The following is a 19,989-nucleotide window of genomic DNA, read 5'->3' on the forward strand; positions in this document are numbered from 1 at the left end:
AGAGGCGGGGGCCGAGCCAGAAGCGGTCCTTATCGCAGCGGATGTCGCAGCAGTCCCTGTTCCGCCGCACCGCGGTGCGCGTCGCCTGGGCGGGCGGTGTGATTGCCGCGGTCGCGTTGATTGCCGGCGCCCTGGCGGGCGGTGGCGCCTGGGCCGGGGCGGCGTGGGGTGCCCTGACCGGGGTTCTGCTGACCGTCGTCACCGTCATCGCCCTGCTCATCCCCTGGGACCGCTTCCCCATGCTCGCGTCGGCCGGGGTAATGGTCTCCTTCGCCGCGAAGATCCTCGTGGTGATCGGCGTGGTGCTGGTGCTCGGAGCGCACCGCGGTGCGCTGGCGCCGGGCTGGTTCTTCTGTGCCTTCGCCGCGGTGCTGCTGGGGGTGACCGTCGTCGAGGTCGTCTCGCTCGGCTCCGGCAGCCATGCGCCCTCAGGGCGTCCCGCGGGCAACGACTCGGATGATGAGACCTAAAGACTTAGGCGCGTCGGCGTGCCGAAGCGTGCCCGGCACCGTCACCTGCATCCGGGAGGCGCAATCCTCGACCGCCATGCAACGGAATCCGGGGGCACGGGCGTGCGACCGGCGCCGAAGCGGGGTAGGGTCACTGCACCATGAGGGGAGTACCATGACCGCCAGGTGCCGGCGCTGGAGGCGGTGGCAGATGCCATCGGGCACCGCCGCTGCGGCGCGCCGCGGTAACATCCCGCAGTCCGCAATCATTCCTGAGGAGGTCCGGTGACAACGAGCGCGATCCTCGCATCCGGTCTGGCCGCGATCGTCCCGGCAGCGGACGAGGGCGGCTTCGAACCCCCCTCGATCGACGACTTCTATCCCGAGCCCTTCGCCTTCCTGGGCACGCCCTTCGAGCTCAACCGGGTCATGCTGGTGCGCATCATCATGACGCTGGTGCTGGTGGCTCTGTTCGGCATCGGCGCGTCCCGCGCCAAGGTGGTGCCGGGGCGGATGCAGAACGCGCTGGAGATGCTGCTGGAGTTCGTCCGCAAGAACATTGCGGTGGAGATCCTCGGCGAGAAATACGGCAAGCGCTACACCCCGATCATCACCACGATCTTCCTGGGCGTGTTCTTCCTGAACCTCTCCGGCGTGATACCCGGCCTGCAGATCGCCTCCACCGGCGTGGTGGGCATGCCGCTGGTCTTCGCCATCGTCTCCTACATCGCCTTCATTTACGCGGGTGTACGCACGAACGGGGTCGGGAAGTTCACCCTGCGCTCGCTGGTGCCGGCGGGCGTGCCCGGCTTCCTGTATCCCCTGATCGTCCCGGTCGAGTTCCTGTCGACCTTCGTGATGCGCCCGTTCACGCTGACCGTCCGACTCATGGCGAACATGATCTCCGGGCACCTGCTGCTGTCGCTGTGGTTCCTGGCCACCAACGCACTTTTCGTGTACGCGTCGGCGCAGCTGAAGGCCGTTGGCGTGGTCACTCTGGCGGCGGGTATCGTCTTCATCCTGTTCGAGACGTTCATCGCCGCGCTGCAGGCCTACATCTTCGCGCTGCTGTCCGCCGTCTACATCGAATCGTCGGTGCACCTGCACTGACCCGCCCCCGAACAACCCACCCACCTACCAACACTGAGGAGAAACCCCATGGGAATCACCGGTTCTATCGCGACGATCGGCTACGCCCTGGCGACCGTCGGTCCCGCCCTCGGCATCGGCATGGTCGTGGCCAAGACCCAGGAGTCCACCGCCCGGCAGCCCGAGGTCGCCGGCGTGCTGCGCACCAACATGTTCATCGGTGCCGCCCTGATCGAGGCCCTCGGCCTGCTCGGCTTCGTCGCCGGCTTCATCTTCCACTGATCGTTACGGAGTGACCAGCATGTCTGTCGGTACCGTCGTGCTGCCGGCGGCCGGGACCCAGGAGGGAATTGGTCTGTTCATCCCCGACCTGGCCGACCTGGTTTGGGGCACGATCTGCTTCCTGATCATCGCCGTCGTCCTGATCAAGTACGCCCTGCCGCGATTCAACGCGGTGCTCGACGAGCGCACCGCGAAGATCGAGGAGGGCCTGGCCCTGACGGAGAAGGCCAAGGAGGAGCAGTCCGGGGCCGAGGCCCGTGCGGCCCGGCTTGTGGAGGACGCCCGCCTGGAGGCCGCCAAGATCCGCGAGAACGCCCAGGCGGAGGCGGACAAGATCATTGCCGACGCCCGTGCCGAGGCCGCCGGCGAGGCCGGCCGCGCCATGGAGGCCGCCGAGCGGCAGATCCAGGCGGACAAGCAGGCCGCCCAGATCTCGCTGCGTTCCGACGTCGGCCTGCTGGCCACGGACCTGGCGGAGAAGCTCGTCGGTGAGCACCTGTCAGACACGGAGCTGTCCGGTCGCGTCATCGACCGCTTCCTTGACGAACTCGAGAACGCGCCGGTGAGCCCGGCCTGGTCCGCCAGAGCGGGGTCGGTCCGGTGAAAGCCGGAACCGCCACCACCCGCGCCCAAGCCGAGGAGGCCTGGGCGCCGGTCCTGGCCGCCGCCGGTGCGCAGGGGCAGGAACTCGGCGAACAGATCCTCACCGTGGCCCACGCGATCGCCTCCAACCCGCTGCGCGGCCCCCTGACGGACCCCAATCGCGAGCCGGAGCACAAGGCCGCGCTGGCCGCCCGCCTGTTCACGGGACGCGTGGACGCGCGCGTGGTGGAGCTGCTGCAGGGCATGGCGCGGGGCCGCTGGTCCCGGCCCGTAGACCTGATCAGTGCGCTGCACGACCTGGGCATCCAGTCGATTCTGGCCGGCGCCCGGGCGGGTGGCACCCTCGACGACGTCGAGCAGGAGGTCTTCGCCGTCTCCCGCCAGGTAGCCGCCAACCGGGAGATCCGGCAGGCGCTCGAGCCGGCCCGCCGCACCAGTACCGAGGCTCGTGTGCGCCTGGCCCAGCGGCTGTTCGCCTCACGCATCTCCCACCCCGCCATGACCCTGGTGGTCTGGTGTGTGCGACACCAGCCGGAGGTCGCCGTCGGCGGGGTGCCCTACAACCTGCGCCGCGTCACCGAGCTGGCCGCCGCCATGCAGAACCGGGTGATCGCCGACGTCGTCACGGCCGTGCCGCTGACCACCCGGCAGCAGACCCGGCTGCGCGACATCCTGGCCCGGCGGCTGGGATACGACGTCGAACTCAACCTGCAGGTCGATCCGGAGGTCATCGGCGGCGTGCGGGTCATGGTGCGCGACCTCGTCATGGACTCCACCGTGCGCCACTCGCTCGCCGGGCTGCGCACCGCACTGACCGGATGACCCGCCTCCCGGCGCCGACGCCACATACAAGCCAAACGAACCGCTGCGATAACGCAGCCAGCCACAGCGAAGGAGACGACAGATGGCTGATATGACCATCGCCGCGGAGGACGTTCGCTCCGCCCTGGACGAGTTCGTCGATTCCTACCGGCCGGCGGAAGTCGCCGCCGACGAGATCGGGCACGTGGTCTTCGCCGCCGACGGCATCGCCCACGTGGAGGGCCTGCCCGGGGCCATGGCCAACGAGCTGCTCACCTTCGAGGACGGCACCGCCGGACTGGCCATGAACCTGGACGAGCGCCAGATCGGCGTGGTGATCCTGGGCGACTACTCCGACATCGACGAGGGACAGGTCGTGCACCGCACCGGTGAGGTGCTCTCGGTACCGGTGGGGGACGGCTTCCTCGGGCGCGTCGTCGACCCGCTGGGCCGCCCCATCGACGGGCTCGGTGAGATCGCCGCCGAGGGGCGCCGCGCCCTGGAGCTGCAGGCCCCCGGCGTGATGGCCCGCAAGTCCGTGCACGAGCCGCTGCAGACCGGCCTGAAGGCCATCGACTCCATGATTCCGATCGGTCGCGGACAGCGACAGCTGATCATCGGCGACCGCAAGACGGGCAAGACCGCCATCGCCCTGGACACGATCCTGAACCAGAAGGCCGCCTGGGAGACGGGCGACCCGAACCAGCAGGTGCGCTGCATCTACGTGGCCACCGGCCAGAAGGGCTCCACCATCGCCTCGGTGCGTGCCACCCTGGAGGAGCGCGGCGCCCTGGAGTACACCACCATCGTCGCCTCCCCGGCCTCCGATCCGGCCGGATTCAAGTACCTGTCGCCCTACACCGGCTCGGCGATCGGACAGCACTGGATGTACGGCGGCAAGCACGTGCTGATCGTCTTCGACGACCTGTCCAAGCAGGCGGAGGCCTACCGCGCCGTATCGCTGCTGCTGCGCCGTCCGCCGGGCCGCGAGGCCTACCCCGGTGACGTCTTCTACCTCCACTCCCGGCTGCTGGAGCGCTGCGCCAAGCTGTCCGACGAGCTGGGGGGCGGCTCCATGACCGGCCTGCCGATCATCGAGACGAAGGCCAACGACGTCTCCGCCTACATCCCCACCAACGTCATCTCCATCACCGACGGGCAGATCTTCCTGCAGTCCGACCTGTTCAACGCCGACCAGCGCCCCGCCGTCGACGTGGGCATCTCGGTGTCCCGCGTCGGTGGTGACGCGCAGATCAAGGCGATGAAGAAGGTCGCCGGCACGCTCAAGATCACGCTGGCCCAGTACCGCTCCATGCAGGCCTTCGCCATGTTCGCCTCCGACCTGGACTCGGCCACTCGTCAGCAGCTGACCCGCGGCGAGCGGCTCATGGAGCTGCTCAAGCAGCCCCAGTTCACCCCCTACCCGGTGCAGGAGCAGGTCGCCAGCGTGTGGGCGGGCACCAACGGTTACCTCGACGACCTCCCCGTCGCCGACGTGCTGCCCTTCGAGCGCGCGTTGCTGGACTACCTGCGCCGCAACACCTCCATCCTGGACACCATCCGGGACACCGGCCAGCTCGACGACGACACCGAGGCGGCGTTGCGCCAGGCCGTGGAGTCCTTCCGCACCACCTACCTGTCCGGCGGGCGCATGCTGTCCGGCGAGGTTGAGGCGCCCGAGGAAGAGGTGCCCGCGGAGCACACCGCCGAGCAGATCGTGGTCAAGAGGAGCTGACCGCCGTGGCAGGGAACCAGCGCATCTACAAGCAGCGCATCCGGTCCACCGAGACGCTGCAGAAGGTCTTCCGGGCCATGGAGCTGATCGCCTCCTCCCGGATCGGTTCCGCACGCCACAACGCCCAGGAGGCCGGCCCCTACGACCACGCCCTGAGTCAGGCGGTTGCCGCCGTCGGCACCCACGCCGTCTTGGACCACCCGCTGACCCGGGAGCGGGAGGACACCAATCGGGTGGCCGTCCTGGTGCTCACCTCCGACCGCGGCATGGCCGGCGCCTACTCCGCCACCATCCTGCGTGAGACCGAGCGGCTGATCGAGCAGCTGGTGGAGGACGGCAAGGAGCCCGTCCTGTTCACCTACGGGCGCCGCGCGAGCGCCTACTTCGCCTTCCGCGGCCGGCCCGTGGAGTTCTCCTGGACCGGCGAGTCCGACCGTCCCAGCGACGCCTCCATCGAGGAGGTGGCCACCGTCATGCTGGACTACTTCCTGTCCAGCGTGGAGGCCGGGGGCGTGGCCGAGGTGCACATCGTCTTCACCCGCTTCGTGTCGATGGTCTCCCAGGTGCCCGAGGTGCGCCGCATGCTGCCGCTGACCGTCGTCGACGTCGACGGGCCCGGCGAACTCAGCCGCGAGGACCTGGCCGCCGACGTCGAGCGGGTGCGGGCCGAGCGGACCGGCGCCCAGCCCCTGTATGAGTTCTCGCCCAGCGCCGACGCCGTGCTGGACGCCCTGCTCACCCGCTACGTGCGCAGCCGCATCCGCAACGCCCTGCTGCAGGCGGCCGCCTCCGAGCTGGCCAGCCGGCAACAGGCCATGCACACGGCCACCTCGAACGCCGAGGACCTCATCGCGACCTACACCCGCCTGGCCAATGCCGCCCGTCAGGGCGACATCACCCAGGAGATCACCGAGATCGTCTCGGGCGCCGACGCCCTCGGCTCGCAATAACGGCCGCCCCACTCGATCACAGCCAACCAACCCAGTAGCTTCTGGCAGAACGGACACGGAAGAACGCATCATGACCGACACGACCCCCCAAGGGACCATCCCCGCCATCGGGCACGTCACCCGGATCATCGGCGCCGTCGTCGACGTCGAGTTCCCGCCGGACGCGATCCCCGCGATGTACAACGCCCTGAAGGTGACCGTGAACTCCACCGGTGAGGGCGACGAGACCCACGAGATCACCCTCGAGGTGGCCCAGCACCTGGGCGACAACATCGTGCGCACCGTCTCGCTCAAGCCCACCGACGGCCTGGTGCGCGGCACCGAGGTGCGCGACACCGGCGCCCCCATCTCCGTGCCCGTCGGGGACGTCACCCTCGGGCACGTCTTCAACGTCACCGGCGAGGTGCTCAACCTTGAACCGGGCGAGCACCTGGAGATCAAGGAGCGCTGGCCCATCCACCGCCAGCCGCCGGCCTTCGAGCAGCTCGAGGCCAAGGAGCAGATGTTCGAGACCGGCATCAAGGTCATCGACCTGCTGACCCCCTACGTGCAGGGCGGCAAGATCGGCCTGTTCGGCGGCGCCGGCGTCGGCAAGACGGTCCTGATCCAGGAGATGATTCAGCGCGTCGCCCAGAACCACGGTGGCGTGTCCGTGTTCGCCGGTGTCGGCGAGCGCACCCGTGAGGGCAACGACCTGATCGGGGAGATGGACGAGGCCGGCGTGTTCGACAAGACCGCGCTGGTGTTCGGACAGATGGACGAGCCGCCGGGCACGCGTCTGCGCGTGGCCCTGAGCGCGCTGACCATGGCGGAGTACTTCCGCGACGTGCAGCACCAGGACGTGCTGCTGTTCATCGACAACATCTTCCGCTTCACCCAGGCCGGCTCCGAGGTCTCCACCCTGCTGGGCCGCATGCCGTCGGCCGTGGGCTACCAGCCGAACCTGGCCGATGAGATGGGACAGCTGCAGGAGCGCATCACCTCCGCCGGCGGCCACTCCATTACCTCCCTGCAGGCGATTTACGTGCCCGCCGACGACTACACCGACCCCGCCCCGGCCACCACCTTCGCCCACCTGGACGCCACCACGGAGCTGTCGCGCGACATCGCCTCCCGCGGCATCTACCCGGCGGTGGACCCGCTGGCCTCCACCTCCCGGCTGCTCGCCCCCCAGTACGTGGGGCAGGAGCACTACGACGTCGCCACCCGCGTGAAGTCGATTCTGCAGAAGAACCGGGAGCTGCAGGACATCATCGCCATCCTCGGTGTGGACGAGCTCAGCGAGGAGGACCGGGTGACGGTGGGCCGGGCCCGGCGCATCGAGCAGTTCCTGTCCCAGAACACCTACATGGCGGAGAAGTTCACGGGTGTGCCCGGCTCCACGGTGCCGCTGGCGGAGACCATCGAGGCCTTCCGCCGCATCACCGAGGGCGAGTACGACCACCTGCCCGAACAGGCCTTCTTCAACATCGGCGGCATCGACGACCTCGAGCGCCGCGCGGCCGAAATGGCGGACGCCTGACATGCCCGGCGAGCACAGCCTGAGTGTGGAGGTGGTCTCCCGGTTCGGGGGCGAGGCCTGGGTCGGCGCAGCCACTCGGGTCTCGGTCCCGCTGCCCGACGGCGAACTCGGCATCCTGCCCGGGCGCCAGCCGATCCTGGCGGTGCTCGGACGCGGCAACGTGCGCATCACGCCGGTCGACGGCGAGCCGGTCGCGGTGCCGGTGGCCGGCGGATTCTGTTCGGTCGACGGCGATGTGGTCACCGTGGCGGCCGACGTGGCCGGGGCGGGGGCCTCCGAGTCCAGCGCCCAGGTCACGGACGTGATCGCCGAGACCATCGTCATCCCCGGCGTGGGTATACGGGACTGATCATGAGCATGCCGGTGTGGGGGATTGTCGGTGCGATAGCGCTGGTGGTGATCATCCTCGCCGGCCTGTTCCTCACGCGGCTGCGTCATCTGGCGGGGCGCGTCGGCGCCTTCGAGTGCGCACTGCGTCCCACCGGCGGGCGGCACTGGATCAGCGGTATCGCCATCTTCGGCGACGACGACCTGGAGTGGCACCGGCTGGTGTCGTTATCGCTGCGGCCGCGTCAGCGGCTGCTGCGCGAAGACCTCGAGCTGGGCCCGGTGCACCACCGCGGTGAGGGCGGGCACGTCGTGGACGTGCCCTGCCGCTACCGCGGTGAGCGCTTCGAGCTGGCCATGGTGGAGGACTCCCATTCCGCGCTGGTCGCCTGGATCGAATCGGCGGCCCCCTCCCAGCCCACCCTCTTCTAGCTCAAGGGGGTAAGCCCCGACTTGTCCCTGTTTGGAGCGCTTGCGTCGGTTTGGACCGTCCCAGTGGCGCATGACGGCGGTCCAAACAGAAAGAAGCGCCGAATGGACTTGCGCGGTCCAAACAGGTGTTGATGGTCCGAGCCCGGGGACGGCAACACCCTTTGACTGACCAGTTGACATGTTTTGGTCAGTTAGTCAGGATGGGTTGCGGCGTACCCCGCGCCCCGGCCGCTGAATGGAGGCGCCATGATTCTCTGGCTCGACGACGCCGAAGCCTCCGATCGCTCACTGACGGGCGGCAAGGGCGCCTCCCTGGCGCAGTGTCGTCAGCTGGGTCTGCCCGTCCCCGACGGCTTCTGCATCACCACCAGGGCATTCCTCGCCGCCAGCCGGTCGGGTGCAGTTGATGGGCAGACGAATGGCACGCACCCGCTCCCACTTCCTCCCGGGTTTGAGTCCGCCCTGCTTGACGCCTATGACCGGCTGGGACGGCCCGCAGTCGCGGTGCGCTCCTCGGGCGCCGATGAGGACGGCCGCGAAACCAGCCTGGCCGGGCAGCACGACACTGTCCTGGGCGTGTCGGGCGCGGCCGCACTGCTAGACGCCGTACGCACCTGCTGGGCATCCGCCTTCAACGAGCGGGCCGCCGAGTACCGCCGCCGCCGGGAGATCACGGAGGCGGCGCCCATCGCCGTCGTCGTCCAAAGGATGGTGGATCCCGCAGTCTCCGGCGTGCTATTCACCCGCGACCCGCTCTCCGCGGCAGCGGATGCGGCGGTGGTGAGCGCCTCCTACGGGCTCGGGGAGAGCGTGGTCTCCGGTCACGTGGTGCCCGATGTCTTCAAGCTGAGTGCCAGCCCGCCGCGAACCCTCAGCCGAACCATGGGCTCCAAGGAGACTCGGATGGACCTGGGCCCGCGGGGCGTTGTCACCACACAGGTCCCCTCGGCCGAGCGCAACCGACTGTGCCTCGACGACGATCAGCTGCTCCGCCTGCTCGATATCGGAATGCGCCTGGAGGAGTACTACGGATGCGCGCAGGACGTCGAGTGGGCGCTGTGCGACGGAGAGGTCGTGCTCCTCCAGGCCAGGCCGGTCACCGCCTTTGCCGGCCGGGCCGGCTCCGCCGCACCGCCTGCCGGACCGCGATCCATGCGCGCCCGAGCGGAGGAGTTGATCCGGGCGGACGTGGCTGAGCACCTGCCCTGCCCCTACCCCCTCGACTTGAGTGCCGCGCATCGGCTCGTCGAGGCCGTGGGGGCGCTGCTGTCCCGCGCCGGTTTCAATCCTCCCGCCCCGGAGGCACTGCTTCAAGGCGACGCCGACGGCGTCATACGCCTGCATGCGTCCCTGCCGCCGCAGAGTCTGTGGGGGCTCACGCGCCTGCCCGCCGTCGTGGGGCGCAGCCTGCGTCACGATCCCGGGTGTTGGCCCCAGGAGGAGGCCGCTATCCGCAGACGCCTTGGTCGTCTCACCCGGTGCATCGATCGACGCGCGGAAGCCGATTCGGCAACGCTCCTGCGACTTCTGGATCAAGCGGTCGACGCCGCCGCCCACGTCCTGCACGACCGCTACCGCAACTATCTCGTGCCTCTCGCCGTGAACCGGGCGGTCACCATGCGGCTGGCGGCAATGGCGGGTCTGGGAGACGGTGTGCAGGAGGAGGACCTCTACCGGGATCTGTCCTATGCGACCGCTGCGGCTAACGCGGGAATCTCCCGCCTCGGCGAGCGGATGCGTTCACTCGGACTGGAGCGGAGGCTGCTTCAGGACGGGCCGCGACCTTTCCTGAACGGGCTCGACGCCACGCCTGCGGGACGCAAACTTCTCGCCGAACTGCACCAGTTCCTCGATGACTACGGTGCGCGAGCCGGCTCGCCCTACCTGGCGTTCTCCGCCAGATCATGGCGTGAGTGTCCCGAGGACCTGATCGGGCTCATCGCGGTGCAACTGCGCGGAATGAACGCCTCGGCCCGCGAGCGGACGGAGAATGAGCCTCCGTCCCGGCCCGCCGTGATGCAGGACGTGACGGCTCGGTTGTCTGCGCCGCTGCGTGGCTGCTGGCACCGATCCGTGGCGCGGCAGCGCGCCCTGCACGTCGGACGGGAGGGGACCCTCTACCTGATCGAGGAGTTCTTCCTCCAGGCCCGCCGGGTCATGGCTGAGATCGCCGGCAGGCTGGTGGCCGGCGGTGTGCTGGAGGAGGCGGAGGACGTGGTCCTGCTCTACGACGCCGAGGTGCGTCGGGCGTTGACCCGTCCCGCGGAGGTGGGGCTGACAAGCCTGATCACTCGACGCAAGAACGCCCGTGCGCGGGCTCGGGAGACCTGGCTGCGCAGTTGCGGCGCAACAGACGCGGCTGAGCCGGCCGACTACCGACCCGCAGAAGGACTGGCACTGCGCGGGTTTCCGTCCGCGGCGGGCAGGGTACGCGGGCGCGCGCGGGTGATCCTCGAGCCGCGGGACTTCGGGCGCCTGCACGCCGGGGAGGTGCTGGTGTGCCCGTTCACCGACCCGTCGTGGACACCGCTGTTCTCCCTGGCCGCCGGCGTCGTCGCGGACGCGGGAGGGCCTCTGTCACACGCCGCGATCATCGCCCGGGAGTACGGCATACCCACCGTGCTCGGTGCCACCGGCGCCACCGCGCGGATTAGCGACGGCGAACTGATCGAGGTGGACGGTTCGGTCGGCGTCGTCACCCGGATGTCGGCGACGCCCGAACCATCAATCCCACAACCCGCACCGGCGGAGGGTGCCAACGGCAACCTTGGCTGACAGCGAATTGGGCTTGCTGGGCGGCGCCGGGCGCCCGAAGGCTCAACTTCACCGGACCGGTCCTGGGGGCCGGACAGTCAAGGCACCCAGCGGCAATATGATCGCCCCATGCGCAATACCCGGCACGCATCCGACGTCGGGGTGCCGACCGTCGCTTCTGCCCTCCCCGAGCGGATCCTCACGGCCGCCGCGGAACTCGTCGGTCAGCACGGTCCCCAGAAGACCACCGTCGCCGAGATCGCCCGAGCGGCCGGCGTCGGCAAGGGGACGGCATACCTGTACTGGCCCAGCAAGGAGAAGTTGCTGCTGGCGCTGCTCGCCCACGAGCTGGTGGTGTGGATCCGATCCGTGCGCGCCGAGGTGGTGCACGATCCCGAGCGGTTGCGCCCGTCCCGTCTGGCGGTGCTGCTGCTGGACTCGTGGCGCCATGAAGTGGTTGAACTCATTGCCTCCGACTTATACCTGCGTCGAGTCCTCGCCGCGCACCGGGATTCTCGAGAGCTCCTGGAACGATCCATGCCGATGGAACTGTGTGTGCGTGTGTTGCCTCTGATGCGCCGGGAGGGACTTGTGCGCAGTGATACCGATGCGCACGAACAGGCCTACGTCTTCAACGCCGTGATGACCGGTTTCGTCGTCGGCAAGGTGACGGAGCGGGCGGACTCTGCGGTGATCGACCCGGCCGCCGCGTTGGCCCGCACAATCCGTCAACTGCTGGAGCCCGACACTGCCCCAACCAGATCCCAGTGTGAACGACTGCTGCCCGAGGTACTCGAAGTGGTCGATCAGGCTGTGGCCAATCTGGAAGAGATGACGTACGGCGCAGCGGCGCCCGAGCGGACGGTCCGCACACGAGGATAGGGAGGGTCCCTCGGACCCCCTGTGACACGGCCTGCCTCGAGGGCGCGCCGAGGCGGACAATCGCTTTCATGAGCACAAAACGTCCCGTTACCGTCCTGCTCGGCGCCGGAGCCATCGGCACCGCCATCGCCCGGCGCGTCACGAACGGCGGCCACATCGTCGTCGCCGACCTGCGGCTCGAGAACGCGCAAAAGGTCCGCGAGCAACTCCTCGACGCCGGTTACAGCGCCGAGGCGACGACGACGGACCTGGCCGACCCCGCCTCCATCCGGGCCCTGGCGGAGCACGCCGCCTCGCTCGGGCCGGTCAGCCGCGTGATCCTCGCCGGAGGAGTCTCGCCGTCGCAGGCCGACATCCCCACCATCCTGCGGGTGGACCTGTACGGCTTCGCCGTCGCCCTGGAGGAGTTCGGCAAGGTGATTGCCCCGGCCGGCTCCGGCGTCGTCATCTCCAGCCAGTCCGGCTACCGCATGCCCGCGCTCACCCGTGAGCAGGACGCCCTGCTGGCGACCACCCCCGTCGACAAGCTGCTAGACCTGCCGCTGCTCGCCGACGGCGCCATCACCTCCACGCTGCACGCCTACCAGATGTCCAAGCGGGCCAATGGCCTGCGGGTGCGGGCGAACGCCGTCACCTGGGGGGAGCGCGGTGCTCGTATCAATGCGATCAGTCCCGGCATCGTCATCACGCCGCTGGCGCGCGACGAGCTCGAGGGGCCGCGTGGCGCCGGCTACCGCAAGCAGCTCGAGCTCTCCCCGGCCGGGCGCGCCGGCACGCCCGATGAGATCGCCGCGCTGGCCGGTTTCCTCATGGGGCCGGAGGCCGGCTACATCAACGGCACGGACGTGCTGGCCGACGGCGGCGTCACCGCCTCCTGGTACTACGGGCCGCTGTCCGCGGGCGGGGCGAACTGAGTGGGGTGAGCCGCGTCATACCTACCGAGCTCGGTACGTGACGTCAACCGACCTCGGCGGGTAAGTGCAGTCGACCTTGGCGGGTAAGTGCAGTCGACCTCGGTGAGGGGGAAGCGGGTAGGCTGCCGGGGTGCGCGTCGTCATCGCTTCCTGCTCCGTGGACTACTCCGGCCGTCTGGACGCCCACCTGCCCCGGGCCACCCGCCTGATCATGGTCAAGGCCGACGGCTCGGTGCTGGTTCACTCCGACGGCGGCTCCTACAAGCCACTGAACTGGATGAGTCCGCCCGCCCGCCTGGCGGAGGTCGCCCCGGACGAGGAGGACGCCGAGGCCGGCGTCACCGCTCGCTGGGAGGTGACCGCCGCCAAGACCGACGACCGCCTGGTCATCCGCCTGTTCGAGATCGTCTCAGATACCAGTGTGGAGCTCGGCGTCGACCCCGGGCTGACCAAGGACGGGGTCGAGGCCCACCTGCAGGAGCTGCTCGCAGAGCAGGTGGAGTTGCTCGGCCCCGGCTTCCGCCTGGTGCGCCGCGAGTACCCCACCCCCATCGGCCCGGTCGACCTGCTCGTGCGTGACGGGGCCGGCGCCGCCGTCGCCGTGGAGGTCAAGCGCGTGGGCGGCATTGACGGCGTCGAGCAGCTGACCCGCTACCTGGACATGCTCGACCGCGACCCGTTGCTGACCCCGGTGCGCGGGGTGTTCGCCGCCCAGCAGATCAAGCCGCAGGCGCGCGTGCTGGCCGAGGACCGCGGTATCCGCTGCGTGGTGCTGGACTACGACGCCATGCGCGGCCTGGACGATCCCTCCTCCCGGCTGTTCTGACGGGTCGGCGTAGCCCGGCGGCGCGGGACCGGGCCCGAGTCACGGCGCGTGCGCCGTTCCCTCCCCGTCGTGCCGCACCCTCGCCGGGCGTTTAGCATCTGTCCATGCCCGCCGCCCGCTCCGCAGCCCCGCGCGAGATGTCCTACCTGCGCATCCTCGCCCAGGGGCTCGTCCCCGCCACCACCGCCCCCGACGTCGTCGAGGCGGTGCGCCGTCAACTCGCCGTGCAGGGGCAGCAGCCCTCCGCCGTACCGCACGCGCTGATTCTGCGGGCCGACGGCGCCACGGGCTCGGCAGTCGACGCCGCCTTCGCCTCCGGGCACCTGGTGCGCTCCTGGCCGATGCGCGGCACGATCCACATCACCACCGCCGCCGACCACCACTGGCTGCGCGAGGCACTCATGCACCGTTCGGACGCCTGGACGCGACAGACCGAGGCGCGCCTGGGGATTGACGACGCCGTCCTGGGGCGCGCCGCCGATGCCGCGTTGGGGCTCATCGGCCGGGAGGGGCCGGTGGCCCGCGCCCGGCTGATCAGGGCCTGGCAGGATGCCGGCCTGCTCGATTCCGACCCGGCCGCCAGCGGTTCCTGGCGGCGGCGACACCTGCTGGTGCGGTTGCAGCGTGAGGGGCTGCTGGTACAGGGGCCCCGGCGCGGCAACGAGCACCTGATCATGGACGCCCGTGACCTGCCCGGCGCAGACACCGGCCCCGGCGGCAGCGGGGGAGCCGCCCACGGCGCCGCCGGACACCGCGCCGCCTTGGCGGAGATCGCCCGCCGCTACGCCACCAGCCACGGGCCGGTGAGCGCCGCCGACCTCGCCCGCTGGACCACCCTGCCGCAGGCCGAGGCTGCCCGAGCCCTGGAGGACGCCGTCGAGATCACGAACGCCGCCGCCTACCCGGTGGACCCGGCTACGGCCCGTGTGCCGCTGGTGCGGGCTCGGGCCGAGGGCGGTCTGCGGGGGAGCGTACGGCTGCTCGAAGCGGGTGCCGGGGTGACGCCTGGGCGCGACGTGCTCTACCTGCGCGCCGACCTGCCGGAGCTGCTGGAGGCGAATCGGCGCGCCGTCGCCCGCACGCTGTTCCTGCCCTCCTTCGATGAGCTGCATGTGGGCTACAAGGACCGGTTGTGCCTGACCGACGCCGCCGGGGAGCGGCTGATCTGCCCGGCGAGCAACGGCATGTTCCGCCCGCTGCTGGTGGACCGCGGACGGGTGGTGGCCGTGCGGCCCGTGGGGGAGGGGCTGCTGTGGGCCGACGGTGCCCGCCGCTCGGCCCGGCTGGAGGCCGCGGTGGACCGGGCGGTGCGGCGTGTGGAGCGGCGTCTGAGCCACTGAGTGGCCCGGATGTGGCCGTCTCATCCGCACCAACCCCGCGAGACAGCAGACGTCTGATGTCTGCGTGGTTCATGCGATAGACTCGCGGGCATGAGCAACGCCGCCATGCCCGCCGACTCCGCGTCGGCCTCCTCCAATCCGTGCTCCACCTCGGCCTCCGCGGGCTCCGCCGCGGCACCGGTTGCCCCCTCGGCGCTGCGCGGCCGGGTCGTCACCCCGATGCAGATCATCGACGACGGCATCGTCGTCCTCGCCGAACGCCACATCGCCTGGGTGGGGCCGGCCACGGAGGCCGCGCGGGCGGGCTGGGCGGACCTGCTCGCCACCGCCCGCAGCGCACCGGCGGGCGGCTACCTGCTGCCCGGCCTGGTGGACGTGCACTGCCACGGCGGCGGCGGCGAGTCCTTCCCCAATGCGGAAACCCCTGCCCAGGCCATGACCGCCGTCCGCGAGCACCGCCGGCACGGCACCACCAGCCTGGTCGCCTCCTGCGTCACCGCCGCCCCGGAGGTGCTCAAGGCGCGCACGCGAGTACTTGCCGACCTGTGCGACGCCGGGGAGCTCGCCGGGATCCACTTCGAGGGACCATTCGTGTCCGTCGAGCGCTGCGGCGCCCAGGACCCCACCTACATCACGGACCCCGATGCCGCCCTCACCCGCGAGCTGATCGCACTCGGCCGCGGACACGTGGCCACCATGACGATCGCCCCCGAGAAGCCGCACATCACCGGCGACGACGGCGTGGTCGCCGCGCTGATCGACGGCGGTGCGTTGCCCTCCTTCGGTCACACCGATGCTGAGGCCGCCCCGGTGCGCGCCGCCCTGGCCGATGCCTCCGCCCGCATCGCCGCGCGCGCTGAGGCCGGACAGCCGGTCCGCTCTGCCCGCGCCACCGCCACGCACCTGTTCAACGGCATGCGCCCCATGCACCACCGCAAGCCCGGTCCCGTGCCGGAGTTCCTCGCCGCCGCCGCGGGCGGGGAGTGCATCGTGGAGCTGATCGGTGACGGCGTCCACCTGGACCCCGCCATCGTGCGCGACATGTTCGAGACGCTGGGGCGGGAGAACGTCGTGCTGATCACCGACGCGCTCGCCGCCGCCGGCGTGCCCGACGGCGACTACGTGCTCGGCTCCCAGGCCGTCACGGTTTCCGGCGGGGTGGCCCGCCTGACCGAGGGCGGGGCGCTGGCCGGCAGCACGGCGCACCTGCTCGACGTCGTGCGCACCACTTGGCGCGGCGGGGTCGACCTGGTCGACGCGGTCTTCGCCGCCTCCTGCCAGGGCGCCGAGATCGTCGGTGACGACTCCATCGGCGCACTGGAACCCGGCCTATGGGCCGACGTCGTGGTCACCGACGCGGACCTGCGCCCGGTGACCGTGATCCGCCGCGGTGAGGTCGTGGACTGACCCGGGTGGGACCGGGCGGCGCGTGGCTAGTGCCGGTTCGGGCCGCCCCCATCGGGGCCGCGGGAACTGGTCAGCCGGGCAGGCCCAGGAGCCTGTGGGTGTAGACGGCCTGCCCGGAGTGCTGGGCGGCGTCGTCGATGATCGAGGCCAGCCGCACCCCGCGAGTGACCGGCGGCGTCCAGGCCCGGTCAATGACCTCTTCAAGCGCCTGCGGCGACAGAGAACGCAGGTAGTGGCGCGCCAGGGCGTAGGCGGCGTCGAGGTAGTCGGTCAGCACCGTCAGGTCGGCCACGCGCACGAGCGCGGCCTGAGCCGGTGTGTGGCGCCAGTCCTCGGTGTCGTCCGGCAGCGGCAGAGCGAACCGCTCCTTGAAGCCGGCGGCGGTCCACAGCATTTCGGTGCCCGCCAGGGCGGAGATCTGCATGTCGATCTCGCGGGCGGTGTGCCAGGCCAGCCAGCTGAGGGAGTCGATGCGCGGAGCGAGCTCCGGGGTGGGTTGAGTGTTCGCCTGTTCCACGGTGACCCCGTTCAGGGCGCGGTCGAAGCGCTCGCGGGAGCGATCCAGTGAGGCCTCCAGCAGGCCGAGATAGGGATTGGCGTTCGTGGGGGAGTCGGTGTGCTCGCTCATGCCCCCACCGTAGGGGCGGGCCGGGATTATGGCCAGTGACTCGGTGCCACGGAATCAGGCCGGGCTCTGACTCGTAGCGGGCGCGGCCGGACCGGACGGTGTGCTTGCGGGCAGAGTTGCGGGCCGACCCCGAGCGATCTCAGATCGGTTGGCCGCACTGGGAGCAGAAGGTGGCGTCCTCGGTCTCCAGGTATCCGCAGGAGCGGCAGCGCAGCCGGACCACCTCGGCCGGGGCGCCCGCCGGCTTAGAAGAGCCGCCGAGTGCGGTCTGCAGGGTAGGAACCTCCTCTAGCCGCATCTGATCCTGGGCGCCTTCCGACCGCTTCCACGGTTCGGCGTCGCGGGCCTCTCCCTGGGGCGACAGCACGACGCCGGAGCCGGCCAGTCCCTCCTTGCCGACGCGTCGGATCCACTGGCCGATCCCGATCAGGATGAAACCGACGAGTGAGACGGGGAAGGACCGGAACATGCGGCCGATGTCCTGGCCCGTGTCCGAAGTACCGATCCCGGAGAAGGCGCTGAAGCCGATAAAGAAGACGCTGAAGAACATGACCAGTCCCACGCCCTGGAGCACGGCCCCGCCGTAGTAGGCGACCTTGCGCCAGGTCGGCACGTCATAGCTGCGCGGCCGTCCGCCGTTGTTCGTGTACGGGGACTGCTGGTCGGGTTTCGGGCTGTTGGTCATGCGAGGACCTCCGTTTGGGGAAGGACGCCCCACCCTAACCGACCGCCCACAAAATCACGAATCGGGAACGGGAGGTAATGCGAGTCTCTCAGAGGTCCGCATCCTAGGGCGAGATCGATGCGGCGGTGCCGGATACTGACCACTCGTGCCGGTGGACGCAGCGTCAGCGACGATCTGCCGCATTGACCGTTGGATCCTGCGGCTGATCAAGAGACGTATAGACCTCCCGGGCGGCGAAGGTGGCGTTGAGAGCTTTCGGGAAGCCGCAGTAGACGGCGGCGTGCAGCATCACTTCGGCGATCTCTTCGCGGGTGATCCCGACGTTTAGGGCGGCGCCGACGTGTACTTTGAGCTGGGGCTCGCAGCCGCCCAGAGCCGTCAGCACCCCGAGGGTTACCAGCTGCCGGCTACGCGCATCCAAGCCCGGCCGGTCGTAGACGTCTCCGAAGGCGAATGCGGCAATGTGGTGGCCCATCGCCGGGTTGATGTCGGCGAGCGAGTCGATGACGGCTCCGCCTTGGTCTCCATCGATCCGGTACAAGACGTCTTGACCATGCTGCCGCCGAGCTAGGTTCTCGGTGGATGAGATGTCGTGCTGGGTAGAGTTCATGGCTGAGGTCCTTCCGAGTAGGTGGCGAGTTTGAATTCGGTGGCCGCTAGCGCGAGTTGCAGTTGAGCGATTCGGTGGCGCAGCGCGTCGCGGTGCCCGGTGAGCAGAGCGACGCGGGCGGGAATCGTCTCGGGGCCCGCGTCGACCAGCTTGATGTATCGCTGGAGATCGGCAATCGACAGGCCCGAGGCCCGCATGCGAGCGAGAAAAACTAAGCGACGAATAGTCGCCGGGGTGTAACGCCGGTGACCGACCGAGTCGCGCGTGACGGTGACCAGTCCAACACGCTCGTAGTAGCGGAGCGTGTGCGGGCTGAGCTGCAGGTGCCGGGCGGTCGTACCGATATCCCAGTCCGCCGCTTGATCATCGCGGACCAGGCCTTGCAGCGCTTCGATACCGACTCCGCCGGGTGGGTCGACCGCAAGACGCAGGGCTTGTGCTAGGGCTTCCGCATCCATACTTCGAACGCTAGGACTTCGAGTGCGCTCTAAGACAAGGCGGTGCCTCGGATCGGCCGACGCGGTGACACGAAATGCACCACTTTCCCCGTCCCTGTAGGTGCAGGTCACCGCTTGACCCGCGTGATTACGGGGTTTTCCTAGTGTGGCGCGAGCGGTCCGCGTGGGAAAGTGGTGCAGATTGTGACACCTTGCTCTGCGAGTAGGCTCTGCCCGTACCGGAGAAAGGAAACCATGAGCGAGCGGCAGGCATCGGAAGGCAACCGATCCACACGGCGCGGCGGTCAGAGCCCCACGGGCCCGGCCGCCACCAGTTGGATGGAGGTCGTGCGCCTGCGCACACTGCCCGCTGCCGTCGCCCCGGTCATTCTCGGCGCCGGCGCCGCCGCGGCCCTGGGCGGTTTCTCGCTGGTGCGCACCCTGCTGGCCGCGGGCGTGGCCCTGGCGCTGCAGATCGGCTCCAACCTGGCCAACGACTACTCCGATGGCGTGCGCGGCACCGATGACGACCGTACCGGTCCGCCCCGGCTCACCGCCTCCGGCCAGGTCGCTCCGCGCCGCGTGAAGTACGCGGCCTTCGGGTGTTTCGGCATCGGCGCGTTGTTCGGACTGGCCCTCGTGGCGCTCTCCGGCCAGTGGTGGTTGGTGGCAGCCGGCGCCGCCGCGGTCGCGGCCGCCTGGTTCTACACCGGCGGCTCCCACCCATACGGCTACATGGGACTCGGCGAGGTCTTCGTATTCATCTTCTTCGGGCTCATGGCCACCGGCGGCACCGTGTACGTGCAGGCCGTGAGCGTGCCCGGGTGGGTGTGGCTGGCCGCGAGCGGGATCGGCCTGATCGCCTGCTCCCTGCTGATGGTCAACAATCTGCGGGACATCGACACCGATCCGCAGCACGGCAAGCGCACACTGGCGGTGCGCCTGGGGGAGCGCGGCGCGCGGCGGGCCTTCGTCGTCATGGTGTGTACCCCGGTGGTGATGGCCGTCCTCGTGCCGGTCTGGGCGCGCGCCGACCTGACTGCGGGGGCCGCGGAGCCGGGCTCGGTGTGGAGGCTGCTCGCCCTCGTCGCGGTGCTGCTCGTGGTGCTCACCGCTGCTGCCGTGCGCACGCTGCGGCCGGTGCTGGCCGGGGCCACCGGCCGGGCGCTGATCCCCGCGCTGCGCGACGCCGGTCTGTACGAGCTGGCCTACGGCGTCGTCCTGGCCGTCGTCCTGGTCGCGCTGGTGTGAGATCCGCCGGAGTTCGGCCCGACAGTTTGCACGGCTCGGATCGCGAGGGCTAGCGTCCGGGACAT

General features: G+C 70.0%; 21 protein-coding genes. 17 read left to right on the top strand and 4 right to left on the bottom strand.

From position 1 onward, the window contains the following. Positions 1-41 precede the first annotated feature (41 nt). The 16 genes from ACGLYG10_RS05355 to ACGLYG10_RS05430 all read left to right on the top strand — a co-directional run bounded on the left by ACGLYG10_RS05355 (position 42) and on the right by ACGLYG10_RS05430 (position 16,313). A complete protein-coding gene (locus tag ACGLYG10_RS05355) occupies positions 42-470 on the top strand; it encodes a hypothetical protein (RefSeq protein ID WP_073328702.1) in 429 nt (142 codons plus the stop codon). Positions 471-734: 264 nt separating this feature from the next. Beyond that, the gene (gene atpB, locus ACGLYG10_RS05360; protein ID WP_083565576.1) at positions 735-1,559 is read left to right on the top strand and encodes a F0F1 ATP synthase subunit A; all 825 of its coding nucleotides are present in this window, start codon (positions 735-737) and stop codon (positions 1,557-1,559) included. A gap of 54 nt (positions 1,560-1,613) precedes the next feature. Beyond that, on the top strand, positions 1,614-1,820 hold the full coding sequence (gene atpE, locus ACGLYG10_RS05365; RefSeq protein ID WP_073329290.1) for an ATP synthase F0 subunit C: 207 nt from the start codon (positions 1,614-1,616) through the stop codon (positions 1,818-1,820). A gap of 19 nt (positions 1,821-1,839) precedes the next feature. Further along, positions 1,840-2,424, top strand: a complete 585-nt coding sequence (locus ACGLYG10_RS05370) for a F0F1 ATP synthase subunit B (protein ID WP_139240850.1) — start codon at positions 1,840-1,842, stop codon at positions 2,422-2,424. Then, a complete protein-coding gene (locus tag ACGLYG10_RS05375; protein WP_073328707.1) occupies positions 2,421-3,245 on the top strand; it encodes a F0F1 ATP synthase subunit delta in 825 nt (274 codons plus the stop codon). Before ACGLYG10_RS05370 ends, ACGLYG10_RS05375 begins: the two co-directional genes overlap by 4 nt. A gap of 82 nt (positions 3,246-3,327) precedes the next feature. Further along, a complete protein-coding gene (atpA, locus tag ACGLYG10_RS05380; protein WP_073328710.1) occupies positions 3,328-4,959 on the top strand; it encodes a F0F1 ATP synthase subunit alpha in 1,632 nt (543 codons plus the stop codon). Positions 4,960-4,964: 5 nt separating this feature from the next. Next, positions 4,965-5,909 carry a F0F1 ATP synthase subunit gamma gene (locus ACGLYG10_RS05385; RefSeq protein ID WP_073328712.1) on the top strand — a complete coding sequence of 315 codons (945 nt, stop codon included), beginning with the start codon at positions 4,965-4,967 and terminating at the stop codon, positions 5,907-5,909. 70 nt (positions 5,910-5,979) lie between these two features. Then, complete coding sequence (gene atpD / locus ACGLYG10_RS05390; RefSeq protein WP_073328715.1) at positions 5,980-7,431, top strand: F0F1 ATP synthase subunit beta; 1,452 nt, start codon at positions 5,980-5,982, stop codon at positions 7,429-7,431. A gap of 1 nt (position 7,432) precedes the next feature. After that, the gene (locus ACGLYG10_RS05395) at positions 7,433-7,780 is read left to right on the top strand and encodes a F0F1 ATP synthase subunit delta/epsilon (RefSeq protein WP_073328717.1); all 348 of its coding nucleotides are present in this window, start codon (positions 7,433-7,435) and stop codon (positions 7,778-7,780) included. Between the two features lie 2 nt (positions 7,781-7,782). Next, positions 7,783-8,190 carry a DUF2550 domain-containing protein gene (locus ACGLYG10_RS05400; RefSeq protein WP_170866463.1) on the top strand — a complete coding sequence of 136 codons (408 nt, stop codon included), beginning with the start codon at positions 7,783-7,785 and terminating at the stop codon, positions 8,188-8,190. Positions 8,191-8,436: 246 nt separating this feature from the next. Further along, a complete protein-coding gene (locus tag ACGLYG10_RS05405; RefSeq protein WP_073328723.1) occupies positions 8,437-10,965 on the top strand; it encodes a PEP/pyruvate-binding domain-containing protein in 2,529 nt (842 codons plus the stop codon). Between the two features lie 108 nt (positions 10,966-11,073). Continuing rightward, positions 11,074-11,826, top strand: coding sequence for a TetR/AcrR family transcriptional regulator (locus ACGLYG10_RS05410; protein ID WP_073328725.1), 753 nt, complete (start codon positions 11,074-11,076; stop codon positions 11,824-11,826). 68 nt (positions 11,827-11,894) lie between these two features. Next, positions 11,895-12,740 carry an SDR family oxidoreductase gene (locus ACGLYG10_RS05415; protein WP_073328728.1) on the top strand — a complete coding sequence of 282 codons (846 nt, stop codon included), beginning with the start codon at positions 11,895-11,897 and terminating at the stop codon, positions 12,738-12,740. A 130-nt stretch (positions 12,741-12,870) separates the two neighbouring features. After that, complete coding sequence (gene nucS, locus ACGLYG10_RS05420; RefSeq protein ID WP_073328730.1) at positions 12,871-13,566, top strand: endonuclease NucS; 696 nt, start codon at positions 12,871-12,873, stop codon at positions 13,564-13,566. Between the two features lie 104 nt (positions 13,567-13,670). Next, entirely contained in the window at positions 13,671-14,906 is a 1,236-nt protein-coding gene (locus tag ACGLYG10_RS05425; RefSeq protein WP_073328733.1) for a DNA glycosylase AlkZ-like family protein, read from the top strand. Positions 14,907-15,125: 219 nt separating this feature from the next. Further along, entirely contained in the window at positions 15,126-16,313 is a 1,188-nt protein-coding gene (locus ACGLYG10_RS05430) for an N-acetylglucosamine-6-phosphate deacetylase (protein WP_073329291.1), read from the top strand. 70 nt (positions 16,314-16,383) lie between these two features. Here the strand turns inward: ACGLYG10_RS05430 and ACGLYG10_RS05435 are convergent, their stop codons facing one another. From ACGLYG10_RS05435 to ACGLYG10_RS05450, 4 genes are all read right to left on the bottom strand, one after another. Next, positions 16,384-16,941, bottom strand: coding sequence for a mycothiol transferase (locus ACGLYG10_RS05435; protein ID WP_073328735.1), 558 nt, complete (start codon positions 16,939-16,941; stop codon positions 16,384-16,386). A 139-nt stretch (positions 16,942-17,080) separates the two neighbouring features. Next, positions 17,081-17,626 carry a zinc ribbon domain-containing protein gene (locus ACGLYG10_RS05440; protein WP_073328738.1) on the bottom strand — a complete coding sequence of 182 codons (546 nt, stop codon included), beginning with the start codon at positions 17,624-17,626 and terminating at the stop codon, positions 17,081-17,083. Between the two features lie 163 nt (positions 17,627-17,789). Continuing rightward, complete coding sequence (locus tag ACGLYG10_RS05445) at positions 17,790-18,236, bottom strand: carboxymuconolactone decarboxylase family protein (protein ID WP_073328740.1); 447 nt, start codon at positions 18,234-18,236, stop codon at positions 17,790-17,792. Continuing rightward, positions 18,233-18,694, bottom strand: coding sequence for a MerR family transcriptional regulator (locus ACGLYG10_RS05450; protein WP_073328743.1), 462 nt, complete (start codon positions 18,692-18,694; stop codon positions 18,233-18,235). The genes ACGLYG10_RS05445 and ACGLYG10_RS05450 overlap by 4 nt, the downstream gene beginning before the upstream one ends. A 234-nt stretch (positions 18,695-18,928) precedes the next feature. Here ACGLYG10_RS05450 and ACGLYG10_RS05455 point away from each other — a divergent pair, with 234 nt between their 5' ends. Continuing rightward, complete coding sequence (locus ACGLYG10_RS05455) at positions 18,929-19,924, top strand: 1,4-dihydroxy-2-naphthoate polyprenyltransferase (protein WP_083565578.1); 996 nt, start codon at positions 18,929-18,931, stop codon at positions 19,922-19,924. Positions 19,925-19,989: the final 65 nt, after the last annotated feature.

It is taken from the genome of Actinomyces glycerinitolerans, from assembly GCF_900098745.1.
Taxonomy (GTDB): Bacteria; Actinomycetota; Actinomycetes; order Actinomycetales; family Actinomycetaceae; genus Actinomyces; species Actinomyces glycerinitolerans.

Excerpts from the sequence above, each read along its gene's own strand:
- ACGLYG10_RS05355 (WP_073328702.1), top strand. The coding sequence starts at position 42 with ATGTCGCAGCAGTCCCTGTTCCGCCGCACCGCGGTGCGCGTCGCCTGG.
- ACGLYG10_RS05370 (WP_139240850.1), top strand. The coding sequence starts at position 1,840 with ATGTCTGTCGGTACCGTCGTGCTGCCGGCGGCCGGGACCCAGGAGGGA.
- atpA (WP_073328710.1), top strand. The coding sequence starts at position 3,328 with ATGGCTGATATGACCATCGCCGCGGAGGACGTTCGCTCCGCCCTGGAC.
- atpD (WP_073328715.1), top strand. The coding sequence starts at position 5,980 with ATGACCGACACGACCCCCCAAGGGACCATCCCCGCCATCGGGCACGTC.
- ACGLYG10_RS05395 (WP_073328717.1), top strand. The coding sequence starts at position 7,433 with ATGCCCGGCGAGCACAGCCTGAGTGTGGAGGTGGTCTCCCGGTTCGGG.
- ACGLYG10_RS05400 (WP_170866463.1), top strand. The coding sequence starts at position 7,783 with ATGAGCATGCCGGTGTGGGGGATTGTCGGTGCGATAGCGCTGGTGGTG.
- ACGLYG10_RS05405 (WP_073328723.1), top strand. The coding sequence starts at position 8,437 with ATGATTCTCTGGCTCGACGACGCCGAAGCCTCCGATCGCTCACTGACG.
- ACGLYG10_RS05410 (WP_073328725.1), top strand. The coding sequence starts at position 11,074 with ATGCGCAATACCCGGCACGCATCCGACGTCGGGGTGCCGACCGTCGCT.
- ACGLYG10_RS05415 (WP_073328728.1), top strand. The coding sequence starts at position 11,895 with ATGAGCACAAAACGTCCCGTTACCGTCCTGCTCGGCGCCGGAGCCATC.
- ACGLYG10_RS05425 (WP_073328733.1), top strand. The coding sequence starts at position 13,671 with ATGCCCGCCGCCCGCTCCGCAGCCCCGCGCGAGATGTCCTACCTGCGC.
- ACGLYG10_RS05430 (WP_073329291.1), top strand. The coding sequence starts at position 15,126 with ATGCAGATCATCGACGACGGCATCGTCGTCCTCGCCGAACGCCACATC.
- ACGLYG10_RS05435 (WP_073328735.1), bottom strand. The coding sequence starts at position 16,941 with ATGAGCGAGCACACCGACTCCCCCACGAACGCCAATCCCTATCTCGGC.
- ACGLYG10_RS05440 (WP_073328738.1), bottom strand. The coding sequence starts at position 17,626 with ATGACCAACAGCCCGAAACCCGACCAGCAGTCCCCGTACACGAACAAC.
- ACGLYG10_RS05445 (WP_073328740.1), bottom strand. The coding sequence starts at position 18,236 with ATGAACTCTACCCAGCACGACATCTCATCCACCGAGAACCTAGCTCGG.
- ACGLYG10_RS05450 (WP_073328743.1), bottom strand. The coding sequence starts at position 18,694 with ATGGATGCGGAAGCCCTAGCACAAGCCCTGCGTCTTGCGGTCGACCCA.
- ACGLYG10_RS05455 (WP_083565578.1), top strand. The coding sequence starts at position 18,929 with ATGAGCGAGCGGCAGGCATCGGAAGGCAACCGATCCACACGGCGCGGC.